Origin of the sequence: Pseudomonas protegens CHA0 (assembly GCF_000397205.1) — a bacterium.
Classification (GTDB): Bacteria; Pseudomonadota; Gammaproteobacteria; order Pseudomonadales; family Pseudomonadaceae; genus Aquipseudomonas; species Aquipseudomonas protegens.
This window is the reverse complement of the sequence record NC_021237.1, coordinates 451,087-468,801: the sequence shown is the minus strand read 5'-3', so window position 1 is coordinate 468,801 and position 17,715 is coordinate 451,087. Positions and strand designations below refer to the sequence as shown.

At 64.2% G+C, this 17,715-nt stretch carries 13 protein-coding genes and 1 pseudogene; 3 read left to right on the top strand and 11 right to left on the bottom strand.

The window, feature by feature from the left end; genetic code table 11:
- Positions 1-61: 61 nt before the first annotated feature.
- The 5 genes from PFLCHA0_RS02050 to hutC form a co-directional block, all read right to left on the bottom strand.
- Entirely contained in the window at positions 62-1,027 is a 966-nt protein-coding gene (locus tag PFLCHA0_RS02050) for an ABC transporter substrate-binding protein (RefSeq protein ID WP_015633846.1), read from the bottom strand.
- Positions 1,028-1,102: 75 nt separating this feature from the next.
- The gene (locus tag PFLCHA0_RS02045; protein WP_015633845.1) at positions 1,103-2,572 is read right to left on the bottom strand and encodes a purine-cytosine permease family protein; all 1,470 of its coding nucleotides are present in this window, start codon (positions 2,570-2,572) and stop codon (positions 1,103-1,105) included.
- Positions 2,573-2,701: 129 nt separating this feature from the next.
- Positions 2,702-4,384, bottom strand: coding sequence for a urocanate hydratase (gene hutU / locus PFLCHA0_RS02040; protein WP_011058776.1), 1,683 nt, complete (start codon positions 4,382-4,384; stop codon positions 2,702-2,704).
- Between the two features lie 404 nt (positions 4,385-4,788).
- Positions 4,789-5,361 (bottom strand): HutD/Ves family protein, encoded by a 573-nt coding sequence (locus PFLCHA0_RS02035; protein ID WP_011058775.1) that lies wholly within the window; start codon positions 5,359-5,361, stop codon positions 4,789-4,791.
- Entirely contained in the window at positions 5,358-6,107 is a 750-nt protein-coding gene (gene hutC, locus PFLCHA0_RS02030) for a histidine utilization repressor (RefSeq protein ID WP_011058774.1), read from the bottom strand. Before hutC ends, PFLCHA0_RS02035 begins: the two co-directional genes overlap by 4 nt.
- Positions 6,108-6,214: 107 nt before the next feature.
- Between hutC and PFLCHA0_RS02025 the strand changes: the two genes are divergently transcribed.
- Positions 6,215-7,579: a formimidoylglutamate deiminase gene (locus PFLCHA0_RS02025; RefSeq protein WP_011058773.1), complete on the top strand. Its 1,365-nt coding sequence runs from the start codon at positions 6,215-6,217 to the stop codon at positions 7,577-7,579.
- 81 nt (positions 7,580-7,660) lie between these two features.
- On the opposite strand, the gene PFLCHA0_RS02020 is transcribed toward PFLCHA0_RS02025, so the two are convergent.
- Positions 7,661-8,230 (bottom strand): lipocalin family protein, encoded by a 570-nt coding sequence (locus PFLCHA0_RS02020; RefSeq protein ID WP_011058772.1) that lies wholly within the window; start codon positions 8,228-8,230, stop codon positions 7,661-7,663.
- Positions 8,231-8,265: 35 nt separating this feature from the next.
- Positions 8,266-8,520, bottom strand: a complete 255-nt coding sequence (locus PFLCHA0_RS02015; RefSeq protein ID WP_011058771.1) for a hypothetical protein — start codon at positions 8,518-8,520, stop codon at positions 8,266-8,268.
- Between the two features lie 210 nt (positions 8,521-8,730).
- On the opposite strand from PFLCHA0_RS02015, the pseudogene PFLCHA0_RS32185 reads away from it, so the two are divergent.
- A pseudogene (locus tag PFLCHA0_RS32185) lies at positions 8,731-9,837 on the top strand (HAMP domain-containing protein); the annotation flags it as partial.
- Positions 9,838-9,930: 93 nt separating this feature from the next.
- On the top strand, positions 9,931-10,695 hold the full coding sequence (locus PFLCHA0_RS32180; RefSeq protein ID WP_370059460.1) for a methyl-accepting chemotaxis protein: 765 nt from the start codon (positions 9,931-9,933) through the stop codon (positions 10,693-10,695).
- Between the two features lie 36 nt (positions 10,696-10,731).
- Here PFLCHA0_RS32180 and PFLCHA0_RS02005 read toward each other — a convergent pair whose 3' ends face one another.
- The 4 genes from PFLCHA0_RS02005 to PFLCHA0_RS01990 form a co-directional block, all read right to left on the bottom strand.
- A complete protein-coding gene (locus PFLCHA0_RS02005) occupies positions 10,732-11,334 on the bottom strand; it encodes a DUF924 family protein (protein ID WP_011058769.1) in 603 nt (200 codons plus the stop codon).
- A 3-nt stretch (positions 11,335-11,337) separates the two neighbouring features.
- Entirely contained in the window at positions 11,338-12,348 is a 1,011-nt protein-coding gene (locus PFLCHA0_RS02000) for a class 1 fructose-bisphosphatase (protein WP_011058768.1), read from the bottom strand.
- Positions 12,349-12,534: 186 nt separating this feature from the next.
- Positions 12,535-13,908, bottom strand: coding sequence for a DUF3999 domain-containing protein (locus tag PFLCHA0_RS01995; RefSeq protein WP_015633843.1), 1,374 nt, complete (start codon positions 13,906-13,908; stop codon positions 12,535-12,537).
- The gene (locus PFLCHA0_RS01990) at positions 13,905-17,537 is read right to left on the bottom strand and encodes a DUF2339 domain-containing protein (protein WP_015633842.1); all 3,633 of its coding nucleotides are present in this window, start codon (positions 17,535-17,537) and stop codon (positions 13,905-13,907) included. Before PFLCHA0_RS01990 ends, PFLCHA0_RS01995 begins: the two co-directional genes overlap by 4 nt.
- Between the last annotated feature and the right edge of the window lie 178 nt (positions 17,538-17,715).

Below are 17,715 nucleotides of genomic sequence, written 5' to 3'. Positions count from 1 at the left end.
CGCTCAAAGGAGGTTGCTGTCCGGTTCCCGACGGCCCTTGGAGCCGCCGGAAAAGCCCGGGCTACAGGGCCGCGTCGATTTTCCCGGCGGCCTCTTCACTGACCCATGGGTGCCAGACTTCAGGATGTTCCTTGAGAAAGAGTTTCGCCAGTTTCGGCGACTCGATGCGCTCACGGCTCATGCGCGCCAGATTCTGGTTGAGCAGGTCGATCGGCAGGTTGACCTTTTCCAGTACCGCCACCAGCTCCGGGGCCTCGTCGTGGAAGACTCTGGACAAGCCGACCTTGATGCTCACGCTCTTGTCGACGCCAGGTTTCTCATCGAGCTTGACCAGGTCCACCTGGCCCATCAGAGGGGTCGGCGACCAGTAGTAGAAGAGGATCGGCTCGCCGCGCTTGTAGCTCGACAGTACCGCCGCATCCAGGGCCGGGCCGGTGCCCGGGCGGAAGTTGGTGTAGCTGCTTTCCAGGCCGTAGCTCTTGAGCATCTCGCTGTTGTCCAGCTCGCAGGTCCAGCCCGCCGGGCAGTTGTAGAAACGCCCCTTGCTCGGTTCTTCCGGGTCCTTGAACACGCTGGCGTACTTGCCCAGGTCGGCAATGTTCTTCAGGTCCGGGGCCTTGGCTTCGAGCTTGCGCTTGGCGTCGCCTTCGATCACGTAGCGCGGGACGTACCAGCCTTCGACAGCACCCACCACCGGCGCGCCGACGCCCACCACCTTGCCGGCCTTCTCGGCCTTGTTCCACACCTCGCTGCGGCCCACCCACTCTTCGGCGAAGATCTGGATGTCATTGCTGCCCAGGGCGTTTTCCATGGTGATGGAGTTGCCCGGCAGGCTGTCGGTCTTGCAGCCGTAGCCCTTCTCCAGGACCAGTTGCAGCACGTCGGTCAGCAACATGCCGCTTTCCCAGTTCAGGCCGGCGAACTTCACCGCCTTGCCCGACTCGCACCAGCCCGCGGCCTGGGCGCCGGAAGCGACCAGCAGGCCCATGGACAGCAACGTGGTCAGCAGGGTCTTATGCATTTTCATTGTGTGACGCTCCTAATCATGAGTTGGCTTACGGCAGTTAAGAGGCATCCAGCCCTGTCCACGTCCAATCAAGACTCATACCGCTGCAGCGCGGGTGGTCCCACTCGTTTTTTGTTCGGTGGGCGCGCCCTGCTCTATTGGCAGGATCAGGTGCTCGGGCACCGCGCCATGCCACTTCTTCGCACAGGCGTAGTACAACGCCGCGGGCACCACCAGGCCGATGATCCAGGAGATGTCGGTATCTCCGAGGCTCGCCACCAGGGGGCCGGTGTAGAAGTGGGTGGAAATGAACGGCATCTGAATCAGCACGCCGAACACATAGATACTGATGCCCATGACATTCCAGCGGCCGTAGCGACCGTCCGGATTGGACAGCGCGGGGATGTCATAGCGCTCCTTGGTAATGCAGTAGAAATCCACCAGGTTGATCGCACTCCAGGGCGTGAAGAACGCCAGCAGGAACAGGATGAAGGCGGAGAAATCCTTGAGGAACGAATCCTTGCCCAACAGTGCCAGGGTGGCGGCAAGCGAGACCATGATGAAGATGTAGAACAGGCGCACACCGCTGCCGATATGCCGGCTGCCGCGAAAGCCGCTGATGATGGTGGCGATCGACATGAAGCTGCCGTAGGCATTCAGCGTGGTCACCGTGACCTTGCCGAAGGCCACGGCGAAATACAGCAGGCCGGCGACGATACCGGTACCGCCGAGGCTGACGATGAACGACACCTCGTGGTGGGCGAACTGGGACCCGGCCAGGGCCGCCGCGAAGACCCCGAAGACCATCGCGGCCTGGGCCCCGATCACCGAACCCAGGCCTACGGCCCAGAAGGTTTTCGCCGCCGAGGTGCTGCGCGGCAGGTAGCGCGAGTAGTCCGCCACATAAGGGCCGAAGGCGATCTGCCAGGAGGCCGACAGCGATACCGCCAGCAGGAAGCTGGCCAGGGAAAAATGCTTGTTGCCGAGCAGGGCCGCGATGTCGTTGCCTGCCAGCAGCTTGTAGAACAGGTAGATGAAGGCCACCACGCCAAGCACGCTGGCGATCCGCCCGATGCCGTGGATGACCCGGTAGCCGAAAATGGTGAAGACCATGATCGAGCCGGCGAACAGCAAGATGCCGGCCCAGTCTTCGACGTGCAGCAGTTGCGCCACAGCCTGCCCCGCCAGCAGCGAACCGCTGGCGGAAAAGCCGACGTACATCAGGCACACCAGCACCAGGGGAATCACCGCACCGTACACGCCGAACTGCACGCGGCTGGAGATCATCTGCGGCAGCCCCAGTTGCGGGCCCTGGGCGGCATGCAGGGCCATGACCCCGCCCCCCAGCAACTGACCGACCAGCAAGCCGATCAGCGACCAGAACACATCACCGCCCAGGACCACTGCCAGGGCGCCGGTGACAATGGCGGTGATCTGCAGGTTGGCGCCCAACCACAGGGTGAATTGACTCAAGAGACGACCGTGTCTTTCCGCTTCCGGGATGTAGTCGATCGAACGCCTTTCGATCAACGGTTTGTTGCTTGCACGATCATTCGCTAAAGCCATGGACGTCGAACCTCTAGTGGGCACTGCAGACGATTTCCCCTGTAGGAGCGAGCGGGCTTGCGAGGCGGTGTGCCTGATGCACCGCGGTGCATGCTTGGCCAGCAAGCTGGCTCCTACAGAGAGCGGTGGTTACTTGCCGGTGATCATCGGCAGATTCAGGCCCTGTTCCTTGGCGCAATCGATGGCGATCTGGTAGCCGGCATCGGCGTGACGCATCACCCCAGTGGCCGGGTCGTTGTGCAGCACCCGGGCAATACGCTCGGCCGCTTCATCGGTGCCGTCGCAGACGATCACCATCCCCGAATGCTGGGAGAAGCCCATGCCGACGCCGCCGCCGTGGTGCAGGGAAACCCAGGTCGCGCCACTGGCGGTGTTCAACAGGGCATTGAGCAGCGGCCAGTCGGATACGGCATCGGAACCGTCCTGCATGGATTCGGTTTCACGGTTCGGGCTGGCCACGGAACCGGAGTCCAGGTGGTCGCGACCGATGACGATCGGTGCCGACAGCTCGCCGCTGCGGACCATTTCGTTGAAGGCCAGGCCGAGCTTGGCGCGCAGGCCCAGGCCAACCCAGCAGATCCGTGCCGGCAAGCCCTGGAAGCTGATGCGCTCGCGCGCCATGTCCAGCCAGTTGTGCAGGTGGGCGTCGTCGGGGATCAGTTCCTTGACCTTGGCGTCGGTCTTGTAGATGTCCTGCGGGTCGCCGGACAGCGCCGCCCAGCGGAACGGGCCGATGCCACGGCAGAACAGCGGACGGATATAGGCCGGGACGAAGCCGGGGAAGTCGAAAGCGTTTTCCACGCCCTCTTCCTGGGCCATCTGGCGGATGTTGTTGCCGTAGTCGAAGGTCGGAACCCCCATTTTCTGGAAGTCCAGCATGGCTTGGACGTGCACGGCCATGGACTGCTTGGCCGCCTTGATCACCGCCGCCGGCTCGGTCTGGGCGCGGTCACGGTACTGCTCCCAGGTCCAGCCCTTGGGCAGGTAGCCGTTCAGCGGGTCGTGGGCGCTGGTCTGGTCGGTGACCATGTCCGGGCGCACGCCGCGGCGTACCAGTTCCGGCAGGATCTCGGCAGCGTTGCCGCACAGGGCAATGGAGATGGCACGGCCTTCGGCGGTGTATTTCTTGATCCGCGCCAGGGCGTCGTCCAGGTCGGTGGCCTGCTCGTCGACGTAGCGGGTCTTGAGGCGGAAGTCGATGCTGGTCTGCTGGCACTCGATGTTCAGCGAGCAGGCTCCGGCCAGGGTCGCGGCCAGTGGCTGGGCACCGCCCATGCCACCCAGACCGGCAGTCAGCACCCAACGGCCCTTGAGGTTGGAATCGTAATGCTGGCGGCCGGCTTCGACGAAGGTTTCATAGGTGCCCTGGACGATGCCCTGGCTGCCGATGTAGATCCAGCTGCCGGCGGTCATCTGGCCGTACATGGCCAGGCCCTTGGCATCCAGTTCGTTGAAGTGTTCCCAGCTGGCCCAGTGCGGCACCAGGTTGGAGTTGGCGATCAGTACCCGCGGGGCGTTGCTGTGGGTCTTGAACACGCCCACCGGCTTGCCGGACTGCACCAGCAGGGTTTCGTCGTCATTCAGATGGGTCAGGGCCTCGACGATCTTGTCGTAGCACTCCCAGTTGCGCGCCGCGCGGCCGATGCCGCCGTACACCACCAGTTCCTTGGGATTCTCGGCAACTTCCGGGTCGAGGTTGTTCATCAGCATGCGCAGCGGCGCTTCGGTCAGCCAGCTCTTGGCGGTCAGCTTGTTGCCGCGTGCAGCACGGATTTCGACGTTACGGTATTTAGTTGGCTTGCTGTCGGTCACGGAAAAACTCCTCGGCGATGAGTCCAAGGTGCGAAGAGGATTCCATCGACTCTTACGCACACATATTTACTTGTACATACAAGCATATGCAATCAAGCGGCCAACTCCCTTGAGATCATTCTCATAAACCTGACGAACACATCGCAGGCCTTGTAGAACGGGGCTTTCAACCAAAGATAAATTTTCAGCGAAGGTTTTTTGCCACGCGCGCGGCTGTTACCAGGATGGGCTTTTGCGCCGAGCTGGGGCGTTCGGTAACAAATGAGTGCGCGCAAGAAACAGCAGGCGCGCCGGCGCAGGCACGCAGGACCCCGCACGAAGCCGAGGGCAACCAAGCACGAATAAAGAAAGGAGGTTTGCAGCATCCGCAGGCCGTATCCCGGCCTGCGGCAAGACGTGATGAATCAGCGGGCGGTGAGTTCGATCACGCAGCACAGCCCGTCCAGGGCGACTTCCAGCAGCCCGCGATTGCCTTCCAGGCGCAGGCAGTCATAACGCCCCAGTGCTTGCACCGGTGCGCTACCGGTATCCACCCAGGCTTGCTCGGCAGCACTGAACAACAACAAGGTGTGCGCCTGGGTGAAAAACCGCTGCTGGCCATCGAGCCACTGCAAACGGGCGACGTAGCGCTGTGGGCAATAGATCAGGTTGAAGTCGCGGATCGCCCCCTCCAGCAATGTGCAATCGACCTGGCTGGCGCCGCTGAAGGCAAAGGCGTCCAGAGGCAACAGCGGCCGCACATCCTCGCCATCGATGGTCAGTTGCATGCCCGCGCCCTGGAGCACGGTGATGACCCGCTGGTAACCGGCAAAACTGGAAAACCCGCCGGACTCGGCGATATCGGCAATCGACAGGCGCCAGCCGAAACCGTCCAGGCCGTCACCGGTATCCCGGGCAATCTCTTCGGTGCTGCCTCCACCGTTTTTCCAGGGCATGCGTGGGTAGTCGGCGGCACGCAGATGGGTGAGCTGGATCATTTGTGAAAGCGCCCTTCCAGACGATGACGGGAACCGGGGTGGATCAGCCGCGCGGCGGTCACCGGCTGGCGCCCGGACCAGGTGCGACGGCGAATCAGCAGGCAAGGCTCGCCCCGCTCGATCTGCAGCAGCCGGCATTCTTCGGCTTCGGCGAGAATCGCCTCCACCACATGCTCGCCCTCGGTCAGGGGCGCGACCTGGGACAGATAGGCGTAGGGAGTCTGCAGGGTGAAGTCCTGCTTGAGGTACTCCGGCGCCACCAGGGCGTTGACGAAACGGTCCTCGATCTGCACCGGGATGTCGTTCTCGAAATGCACGATCAGCGAGTGGAAGACCTTCTGCCCTTCACGCATGTCCAGGGCCAGGGCACGCTCGGAACCGGCGGCCTCCTCGCCCAGGGTGATCACCTGGCAGGTGTGGCGATGACCGCGAGACGCGATCTCGTCGGCAATGTTGTGCACTTCGAACAGGGCGGACTGGCTCTTGGGTTCGGCGACGAAAGTGCCCACGCCCTGCATCCGCACCAGCATGCCTTCGGCCGTCATCTCGCGCAGCGCGCGGTTGATGGTCATGCGGCTGAAACCCAGCTGATTGACCAGCTCGCTTTCCGAGGGAACACGGTAGTGCGGCGGCCAGTTTCCGCTCTCGATCTGCTGGGTGATCATCTGTTTGACGCGGGCGTACAAGGGCGCCGGACTATCGCCCAAGTGGGCAGCCAGCGGCGATTTGGCAGGCGGAGTCGGCACAGGAAATCCTTGTTGATCGATAAAGGTGGCTAGCTTGCCGGAGTTTACCGGGCAGGCAAACGTCTGTATATGTATATACAAATAACAAACGATAGGGTGCTTGAACCATGTCCGCCTTTTTCGCCGAACGTGCACTGCTGCCTGATGGCTGGGCCAACCATGTACGCCTTGAAGTCAGCGCTAACGGCCAACTGACACAGATCCAGGCCAACGCCAGCGCAGACGGCGCGGAACGGCTCAAGGGCCCGCTGCTGCCGGGCATGCCCAACCTGCACTCCCATGCATTCCAGCGGGCCATGGCCGGGCTGGCGGAAGTGGCCGGCAACCCCAATGACAGCTTCTGGACCTGGCGCGACCTGATGTACCGCCTGGTGGGCAAGATCAATCCCGAGCAGTTGGAAGTCATCGCCCGGCAGCTGTATATCGAAATGCTCAAGGCCGGCTACACCTCGGTAGCTGAATTCCACTACGTGCATCACGACAGCGACGGCAAGCCCTACGCCGACCCCGCCGAACTGTCCCGCCGCATCAGCCAGGCCGCCGCCGGCAGCGGTATCGGCCTGACCCTGCTGCCAGTGCTCTACAGCCACGCAGGCTTTGGTGGCCAGGCACCGAATGACGGCCAGCGCCGCTTCATCAACAGCACCGAAAACTACCTCAAGCTGCAACAGCACTTGCAGCCGCTGCTGGCGCAGCAGGCCAACCAGCAACTGGGCCTGTGCTTTCACTCGTTGCGAGCGGTCACGCCACAGCAGATCAGCGAAGTGCTGGCTGCCAGTGATCGCCATTGCCCGGTGCATATCCACATCGCCGAGCAGCAGAAGGAAGTCGACGACTGCCTGAGCTGGAGCGGCCGGCGTCCATTGCAGTGGCTGTATGAAAACGTCGCGGTGGATCAGCGCTGGTGCCTGGTCCACGCCACCCACGCCAACCCCGAGGAAGTCAGCCTCATGGCCAGAAGCCGGGCCATCGCCGGCCTGTGCCTGACCACCGAGGCCAACCTGGGCGACGGTATTTTCCCGGCGGTGGACTTCCTGGCCCAGGGCGGGCGCCTGGGCATCGGCTCCGACAGCCATGTGTCCTTGAGCGTGGTGGAAGAACTGCGCTGGCTGGAGTACGGCCAGCGCCTGCGGGACCAGCGCCGCAACCGCCTGTACCGCGCCGACCAGCCCATGGTCGGCCGGACCCTGTACGACGCCGCGCTGGATGGCGGGGCCCAGGCCCTGGGACAAGGCATTGGCGCCCTGGCCGTGGGTACCCGCGCCGACTGGCTGGTGCTGGATGGCAACGACCCCTACCTGGCCACCGCCGACGGCGACGGGATTCTCAACCGCTGGCTGTTCGCCGGCGGCGACCGTCAGGTGCGCGATGTGATGGTGGGTGGGCAGTGGGTCGTGCGCGACGGGCGTCACGCCGCCGAAGAAGACAGCAGCCGGGCCTTCACCCAGGTCCTGCGTGACCTGCTCAACTAACCCCGACCTGTAGGAGCCGGCTGGCCGGCGAAAGCATTCTCACGAGCGCCTTCGCCGGCCAGCCGGCTCCTGCGGATGAGCTTATTTCGAGGTCTTGGCCATGGCCGAGTCCGACACCCGCCAGATCAGCCGCGTGGTGTCATACCCCTGCTGGCGAGCCTTGCTCAGCAGTTCCTCGCGCACCGTTTCGTTGACCTCCTTGGTCCGCGACAGCAGCCACAGGTAACGGCGGTTCGGGTTGCCGACAATCGCGGTCTTGTAGTCATCACTGACGTACAACACCCAGTAGTCGCCCTTGGTAGCGCCCGGCAGCAGCCGCGAGAACCAGTTATCGAACTCCACCCACAGCTTGTCGGTCTTGCCCGGCACTTGAGGCGTGGCCGTACCACGGGCCTCTTCCCATTTCCATTCCGGCGTCAGGCAGCGATTGAGCACCGCCACGTTGCCCTCCGGCAGCAGGGTATAGCGAGCCTCGGATTGCGCACAGTTGCGCTGGAAGTACATGGGCAACCGCGCCAGCTCGTACCAGGTGCCCTGATAACGCTTGAGATCGACGTGGTTGACGGTCTTGGGCGCCAGCGAATCGTCCCGGGACGTGGCGCAGCCGGCCAAGAGCAGGCCGACCAGAAGAGTGACAGCAAAACGCATCATTATTTTTCTCCCGTGGGCCCGAAGCCCCGGTTTTTTTACTTCAGGCCTTGCCCGGAAAACATCAGAACCTTGTCACCGGCGTACTGCACGCTGATAAAGCTGTTCTTGTCACCCCAGGTGCAGCTGGACATGCCCAGCGCGCCCGAACAGTCAGTCGGCTTGCCCAGGAGTTGTTCGACCTCGGCCTTGGGCATACCCGCCGACAGCTTGGAATAGTTTTCCTGATTGACCTTGCTGCACGCGGCCAGCAGCACGCAGAACGACAACAGAGCGAGAGAACGCAGGGACATGGTGAACTCCTGAACAAAAGGGGGAAGGCCTGTCAGCCAACCAGAAGCTTAGAAGAGAAAACCCCCTTCTGGTTCCCCGGGGAGACGGGTATTTCTTGCCTGGCAAACCGGGCAATTGCCTCGTAAATCAAGGACCTTTTTGCCGCACCTGACAGTTCGTCGGCTTTGTGTATCTGCCCCTCATTTTCAGTGGTGGCCAGTCGACATAAGATGCAGCGCAAAGCCCTCCACTGTGGCAAATTGACGCCCCTCGTTGACCAGCCCCTCGCGGTAGTTCATTTAATGACCAGAAATATGAAGTTCAGCCACAAGATCCTGCTCGCCGCCGCCCTTGTGGTTGCCGTTGCGTTCGCCTGTTTTATTCTGTTCAACGACTATCGACAGCGAGAGGCCCTGCGCAGCAGCACCGAAGCCTCGATGCAGGAACTGGGCAGCCTGACCACCAGCAACATCCAGACCTGGCTGGAGAGCCGCATCCAGCTCCTGCAAACCCTGGCCCAGCAGATCGCCGTGGACGGCAGCGGCGCCGATAGCCTGAAACGCAGCGTCGGCCTGCCCGCCTACACCGGCAACTTCCAGCTCAGCTACTTCGGGGGCCAGGACGGCGTGATGTTCTCGGTACCGGCCGGCAACCGCGCCGCCGATTACGACCCCCGTGCCCGCGGCTGGTACAAGGCAGCCACCGGCGCCCAGCGGACCATCGTCACCGAACCCTACATCGCCGCCTCGTCGGGCAAGCTGGTGATCACCGTCGCCACCCCGGTACAGCACCAGAACCAGATGATCGGTGTGGCCGGTGCCGACATCGACCTGTCGAGCGTCAGCGCCATCATCAACTCACTGAACTTCGGCGGTCACGGCCATGCCTTCATCGTCAGTGCCGAGGGCAAGATCCTCATCCACCCTGACAGCAAGCTGGTGCTCAAGAACCTGAGCGAGGCCTACCCCAACGCAGCGCCGAACGTCAGCCCGGGCCTGAAAGAAGTACAGCAGGGCGGCAAGACCCAGTTCATTTCCTTCACCCACGTCAATGGCGTGCCCTCGGCCGATTGGTACGTGGCCCTGGTCCTGGACCAGGACACCGCCTTCGCCATGCTCAGCGAGTTCCGCACCTCGGCCATCATCGCCATGGCCATTGCCGTGGTGATCATCATCAGCCTGCTGGGCATGCTGATCCGCATGCTGATGCAGCCCCTGCACCTGATGGGCCGGGCCATGCACGATATCGCCGAAGGTGAAGGCGACCTGACCAAACGCCTGGTGATCCACGGCCACGACGAATTCGGCACCCTGGGAGTGTCGTTCAACCGTTTCGTCGAACGCATCCACAGCTCGATCCGCGAAGTGTCCTCGGCCACCGGCCAGGTCAACGAAGTGGCCCTGCGGGTCGTGGCTGCCTCCAATTCGTCGATGTTCAACTCCGACCAGCAGGCCTCGCGCACCAGCAGCGTGGCCGCAGCCATCAACCAGCTGGGCGCCGCCGCCCAGGAAATCGCCCAGAACGCAGCCCTGGCCTCGCAGCACTCCAGCGACGCCCGCAGCCTGGCGGAAGACGGCCAGCAGGTAGTGGACAAGACCATCGCCGCGATGCACCAGCTGTCGGCCAAGATCAGCAGTTCCTGCGACAACATCGAAACCCTCAACAGCAGCACGGTGAACATCGGGCAGATTCTGGAAGTGATCACCAGCATCTCCCAGCAGACCAACCTGCTGGCCCTCAACGCCGCCATCGAAGCCGCCCGCGCCGGTGAAGCCGGGCGCGGCTTCGCAGTGGTAGCGGACGAGGTGCGCAACCTCGCCCACCGCACCCAGGATTCGGCGCAGCAAGTGCAGAAGATGATCGAGGAACTGCAGGTAGGCGCCCGTGAAGCGGTGGGCACCATGACCGAAAGCCAGCGCGAGAGCGAGAACAGCGTGGGCATTGCCAACCAGGCCGGCGAGCGCCTGGGCAGCGTGACCCAGCGCATCGGCGAGATCGACGGCATGAACCAGTCGGTGGCCACCGCCACCGAGGAGCAGACCGCCGTGGTGGAGTCGATCAACGTCGACATCACCGAGATCAACACCCTCAACCAGGAAGGCGTGGAAAACCTCCAGGCCACCTTGCGCGCCTGCGCCGACCTGGAGCAGCAGGCCAAGCGCCTGCAGCATCTGGTGGGCAGTTTCCGTATTTAAAGGAACAGCTTCGCCGGCTTGCCGGCGAAAGCGCTCTTAAAAACGCGAACCGGGCTCGCGCAGGAAAGCCAGTTCCTCGGCCGTGGATTCGCGGCCCAGGATGGCATTGCGATGGGGGAAGCGCCCAAAGCGGGCAATGACTTTCTGGTGCCGTTCGGCGTAGTCCAGGTTGTCGGCAAACACTGCACGCTCGTCCGCTGGCTGTTCATCGTGCAGGGCGGTAAAGCGTGAAACGCTCTCGTTCTGCACCGCCAGGTTTTCGCAGTGCTCGAACACCAGGTAGATGAAGCAGCGCTGCATGGCCGGCAGGCGCCGGTCAAAATCCGCGGCGATACCCTGGGCCACCAGTGCCTGGGCACGCAGGTCGCCGGCAAATGCCTTGGGAGTGTCGCGATAGATCATCCGTGGCAGTTGGTCGAGCAACAGCACCATGGCCAGCCAACCTTGGGGGCTTTGCGCCCATTCGGTCAAACCGCCAGCCAGGGCCTGCTCCACCAGGCCGGCGAAACGCTGACGCGCTTCGAGGTCCTGGCTGTCGCGCTTGCCGAACCACAACCGGCCCTTGGCAGCGACAATCTCCGCCGGCTTTTCGGCTGAACCGAACCACCAATCAAGCAGAGGCTGCCAGGGCGCGCTCATGATTTATTCCTTGTGGTAGCCGGTCACGCGGGCCACTTCTTCCTTCGAGCCGAGGAACACCGCCACACGCTGGTGCAGGCCTTCAGGCTGAATGTCGAGAATGCGCTTGTGACCATCGGTGGACGCGCCGCCGGCCTGTTCCACCAGGAACGACATCGGGTTGGCTTCGTACATCAGGCGCAGCTTGCCCGGTTTTTCCGGCTCGCGGCTGTCACGTGGGTACATGAACAGACCGCCCCGGGTCAGGATACGGTGCACGTCAGCCACCATCGCCGCGACCCAGCGCATGTTGTAGTTCTTTTTCAGCGGGCCGGTGTCGCCCGCCAGCAGTTCTTCCACGTAGCGCTTGACCGGGGCTTCCCAGTGACGCTCGTTGGACATGTTGATGGCGAATTCCTGGGTGGACTCCGGAATCTTGATGTCTTCGTGGGTCAGGACGAAGCTGCCCATTTCGCGGTCCAGGGTGAAGCCTTTGACGCCGTCGCCCAGGGTCAGCACCAGCATGGTCTGCGGGCCGTAGATGGCGTAACCGGCAGCGACCTGCTGGGTGCCCGGCTGCAGGAAGGCCTTTTCATTCAGGGCTTCGTTCTGGCTCAGGTACTCGTTCGGGCAGCGCAGTACCGAGAAAATGGTGCCGACCGGTGCGTTGATATCGATGTTCGAGGAGCCGTCCAGCGGGTCGAATACCAGCAGGTAGGCGCCTTTGGGGTACTTGCCCGGGATCTGGTAGGCATTGTCCATTTCCTCGGACGCCATGCCGGCCAGGTGGCCGCCCCATTCGTTGGCTTCGAGCAGGATCTCGTTGGAGATCACGTCGAGCTTCTTCTGCACTTCGCCCTGCACGTTTTCCGTGCCCATGCTGCCCAGGACACCGCCCAGGGCGCCCTTGGAAACGGCGTGGCTGATCTCCTTGCAAGCACGCGCCACCACTTCGATCAGGAAGCGCAGATCGGCAGGAGTGTTGTTGCTGCGGGTCTGCTCAATCAAATAGCGACTCAGGGTAACGCGGGACATGGAAGGCTCCGGAGGAATGGGGGGCTAAAAACCCGCGCAGTTTAACGCGAGTCGAGGCGCATTTCCTCCTCTCAGACAGGGAACCGCCAGTTAGAGTTCAGGCGCCGGTTTCAGCGTAGTCAAAAACCCCGGGCACGATGGACCTTGGTGGCGAGGGAGCTTGGTCCCTCGCCACACCTGCCCGCCTCAGGCCGCGGGTTTGCGCAACATGCTGAAGGCCATGCCGGCCAGGGCCAGCACCCCGAGAAGCAATACGGCCCACAGGCCGATCTTCTTCCAGTCCGGCCCGCCTGCCGCCACGGCAGCGGCAGGAGCGACAGTGGCCGAGGCCAGCTGCGCCGCACCCTCGACCTTGGCCTGGCCCAACTGCTTGAGGCGTTGCGCACTGTAGTCGGGGATCAGGGTCGCCAGCGGCAGGTTGGCCGCGCTCGCGGTGGGGTTGCCCAGGGCCAGGGTGTAAGGGCCGGCTCCCCGAGCCAGGAACACCAGTTGGGTGCCACGCACGGCGAACTCCAGGCTCGGGGCCTCGGCGCCCAGGCCGCCACCACGCTCATCCACCACCAGCCTGAGTTGCTGCACGGTCTGCCCCGGCAGTTGCAGTTCGTTCTGCTGCACGTCCTGGCCATTCTGGGTCAGGCGGTACAGCAGGCCATTGCCCAGGGGCTGCCACGGCAGGCTGCTTTCTCGGCGCCCATAAAGCGTGGCCGGAGCCAGGCTGTTGGCCTGGGTCAGGGCAATGCGCACCCGTTCCAGGTTCAAACCCATAGGCAGCTGCCAGGTGTACTCGCCGGCCTTGGCACTGCTGCCCTTCAGGGGCTGCGACCACACCAGCGGCGAGGGCAGGCTGCTGGTGGTACTGCTTTGCAATTGCGCCGAAGTCAGCACCGGCGCCGTTTGCGGGGCGTTCCATAACAGGCGCAGGTAGCGCGCCGTCTGCCCGGGCAAGGCCACTTCATGCTGTTCGACCCGCTCGTCGGCGAACGACAGGCGCGCCACCTGGCCTTCGCCCCAGGGCTGCCAGTGTTGCAGGTCGTCGCTGGCTTCGATGCTGAACCGCTGGAAGCCGTCGCGTTCGCTGGTCCAGTCCAGCACCAGTTGCTGCAACGGAGCCTTGATTGCGCTGGCATCCAGCAACCAGCCACGCAGGACCTCCTCGCCGGCCTCCAGTTGAGTGGAGGGCTGAACCTCCACCAGCGTGCCATTGCTGGTGGATTGCACCCGCACGCTGGGGGTGCTGTCGGCGGCATCTGCCGAGCTGTACAACGGGAACCACTTCACATCGCTGAGCGTGTGCTGCTCGGTGGTCTGCGCCTGCTGGCGCGCCAGGGCATAGGCCTGGGGCTCACCGGCAGCGTTGAACACACGGATATCCCGCAGGTCGGTCTGGCTGGCGTGCAGTTGCACCGCCAACGGCAATTCCAGGCGATACCAGGGCCCCTCGCCGCTCAGGCTCAGGGGTGCCAGGGACTTGAAGTCCCCCGGTTTGTCCTGGGCCACGGCGGACAACGCCACACACAGGCCCACAGCCCCCAACCAGCCCAGGCTCAGCTTCACACTCACGATGACACTCCTTCATTCAACGGTTTGCCGGGCTCGGCTTGCGCCTCGGCGCGCTTGGGCGGCAATGGGGCGAAATAGCCCACCACCAGCAGCAATACTCCCACCCCGATGAACGAGACGATCCGCGCCAGCCCGCCACGGTTGCTCAACTCCACCAGGAACAGCTTGGCCACCACCACGGCAATCAGCACTGCGCCGATCAGCCAGACTTCACGGCGATGACGCAGGTGGCCGCCGATCATCAGGCTCAGGGCAATCAGGGTCCAGACGATGGACAGCCCGGCCTGGACCATCATCGATTCCAGCAACGCATCCGCCTGGAACGGCACGCCGCTCCAATGGTGGGCCGCCCGCATCACCAGCACGGTGAAGAAGGCGAACAGCGACAGCCCCGCCACCAGTTGCGTGGCACGCTCGGCGTAGTCGACACGGATCGCCAGTTCCCGCACCGCGCTGCGCGACCAGACATAGACGCCGAACAGCGCGAACAGCAGCCCCAGTTCCAGCGGGTTGAGCAGCGGCAGGTAAGGCAGTGGTTCGGCCCGGCCATCGCTGAAGATATTCGCCAGCCAGAACCAGCCGAGCATCAGCACCGCCAGGGGCAGCGCGGCATACAGGCGGTACTCGCGGGAGTGGGCAGAAACCGGCCACGGCCAGGCGCGCGGCGCGGCCATCGCCACCAGGTACAGGCTCGGCAGGATCGCCCAGCCCAGCCAGCGCCAGGCGTTGTACTGCTCGGACAACAGCAGCAGGCCATAACGCAGCTCCAGCGCCAGCACGCCGATCAGCAACCAGCAGCCCAGCACATGGGCGATGCTCGCCACCCGTGCCGGCAGCTGCGACGCCAGGCGCCGCTGGCTGAAGAAGTGCACGGCGAACAACAGGGTCCAGGCCAGCCAGCCGAAATCCGCCGCCGGGTGATAGCGCGGAGCCCAGGAAGCCAGGAGCACCAGACCCGCGGCCGGTATCAACAGGCTGCACAACAGGCCCAGGGACGACCATTTCAAACGTACCGCCAGCAGCGCCCAGAGCAACACGCTAGCCGCGCTGATCAGCAACAGCAGGCTGGCCTGCCAATGGGCCGGGGCGAAGCGCAGCACTTCCTTGAGCCAGGTAAAGGCCCACCAGCAGGCGCCCCAGGCCAGCAACAGATCGGACAGATGGCCCAGGCTCAAGGTATCGAAGGCCGAACCATGGTTGCTCCGCTGCAGGCGCCAAGCGCCCACCAGGGCCGCCAGGGCCAGGACCATCGGCGTCCAGAAATCGCCATTGGCCAGAGGCCGCGCAGCGTCCGCCGCGACGAAATACCAACCCGAACCGGCCAGCAGGAAAGTGCTGCCGCCAATCACCTGGAGCACCAGACCGAAGACAAAGCTGGCCCGCTGCTGCAGATACAGGCTGAGCCAGATGATCAGCAGGCCACTGGCGGCCCAGACGCCACTGGCCGTGCTCCAGGGCAGGACGAACAGCACCGCCAGGTTGATCATCATCAGGCCGGCCAGCAGTACCAGGGACAAGCCCCGCAGCAGCCGCGGATCACTGCGTACCATGTCATTGCGGGCTGCCATGAGCATGCCGCCGATCAGCGCCAGGCCAATCAGCGAAGCGCTCATCAGCCCGCTCCAGCCGGCGTTGAACACCGCACCGGCATCGCCGTCCGCACCTTGCAGGCGCATCAGGAACAGCGCACCGCCCAACAGCTGCACGGCGAAGGCGGTGAACAGGAACGTCCGCGATTGCAGGCGCAGGCCGACAAACAGCGTCGCCAACCCCGCCACGGCCCAGCTGATGGCGGTGCCCTGGGTGAACAGGAACAACGGCGCCAGCAGGTACAGGAAAGCCAGCCCGGCCACCGCCAGGATCGGCGCAATGCCCTGCTCCCAGCTCGCTACCTGGGTCTTCTGCGCCCGCCGCAACTGGTCGAAGCTGAACAGCAGCGCGACGCCCAGCAGCAACGCCCCCAGCGGCGCGCCATCCAGCAGGCTGGTAGCGCCAGGCTGCAGCTTACTGAGGAAGGCCAGGGCCGACCCCAGTTGCAGCAGCAGGGCGAACGCCCGGGCCAGCGGCCGTTGCTGGCGCAGGCCGAGCCAGAAGATTCCCGCCCCTTCCACGGCCCAGGCGGCGCAGGTCCACCGCGCATCCAGGCCTAGAGGGATCGCCAGGCTGGCGAAGATCACGCCCAGGGCCAGGCAGGTTTCACCCAGCAACAGGGCGCGGCCGCCCATCAGTAGCCGGGCCAGGACTATGTAGGTCAGGCCCAGGGCCAGGGCACTGAAGGAAGCTGCGAACTCCAGGTGCTGGACCAGCGCCAGTTGCAGGCCGAAGCCCACCAGGGGCGGGCCGAAGAGCATGCTGCCGTCGACGTAGTCACCCTTGCGCGCAGACCAGTGCAGCAGCGCCTGGCGGCTGTCATCCGCCGGTGCGTCGGGCATTTCCAGCAGCTTGCGCCGGGTGAACAGCAGGCCGATGGCCAGGTACATGACAAAGAACAGGATCAGGAAGGGCTCGGTGCTCCACAGCAGCTCCGGCGTGTAGGAGCGCAGGCCCCAGGCAAAGCCGATACCGAAGGTGCCGACAAAGCCGATCAGGTTCAGCAGGCGCCAGGCCTTGAACCAGGCAATGGCCAGGATGCCGGCATTGAGCAGGGCGAAGTAACTGAACAGTGCCACATGGCTGCCGGCGCCGGTGGACGTCAGGATCGGTGCGGCAAAGCCGCCCAGGGCTGCAGCGGCCGCCAGACTGAGGGCGTCCTGGGTAATGGCCAGGATCGCCGAAAACACCGTGACCGCCACCAACAGGCCAAGGGCCGCGGAAGGGTCGAGCAACGGATGCAGGCGCATCGCCGCGAACACCGTCAGGTACAGCACGGCGATACCGGTGCCCTGGAGCATCAGGGCGTAGTTGCTGTTGCGCCGCCGCAACCACCAGCCCAGGCCCAGCAGGCCCAGGGAGCAGGCCGCAACCCCGGCGTAGCGCAGCTCCAGCGGCACCACCATGCCTTCGGTGGCGTAGCGCAGAAGGAAAGCCAGGCCTAGGAACAACAGCACCACGCCGACCCGCAGCACAGTGTTGCCGCCAAACAGCCAGTTGCGCGCGCCGCTCAGGGCGCGCTCGATCAGGTTGGGTTCCCGAGGCGCAGCTACGGACTCACGGGCCGGCGCCTGGGGCTGGGGTTGCCATACCGACTCCGGCACCGGCTGGCTGGCCTCCACGGAGGCGGCAGGGCTCGCTGCCGCGGGCAACTCCCAGACCAGCTCGGGGGCAGCCGGCGCCGGCTCCACGGGCTGGACTTCCTCAAGAATGAATTCGGGAAGGTCTGCAAGTTCCGGCGCGGCGCTCATGCCGCTGCCTGCCTCGGCCAGCGGGGCGCTGGCCTGGGGTTCTGAGGCGGGTTCGGCAGCGGGGCCGCCGGTGCTTTCCAGCAGGGCAAGGCGCTGGCCCAGGGTAGCGAGGGCCTTCTTTGCCTTCTCCAGCTCACGATGCTGGTCGACAACTTGTCGATGCAAGGCGTCGGAACGAATCGCCAGGCCGATGGCCAAGCCCGAGACCGCGCCAATCAGGGCGTCGCTGAAGGACTCGTCAAGGAGCCAGCCCAGTCCCCCTCCCAGCAGCATGAATATCCATTGCATGTGTCGATATCCCTAAGCAGTCCATTGACGGACGGGTGCAACCGTATGGGTGCCCGCGCCGGTAAACCGGTAAAGGCCCCTCCCCGCTTGGAAGCCGGACACCAGACAAAAGACACCGCCGGGGAGGCAAAACGCTGCCCAGTATATCGGCAAGGCCCAACAAACGCTGGGCCTTGTA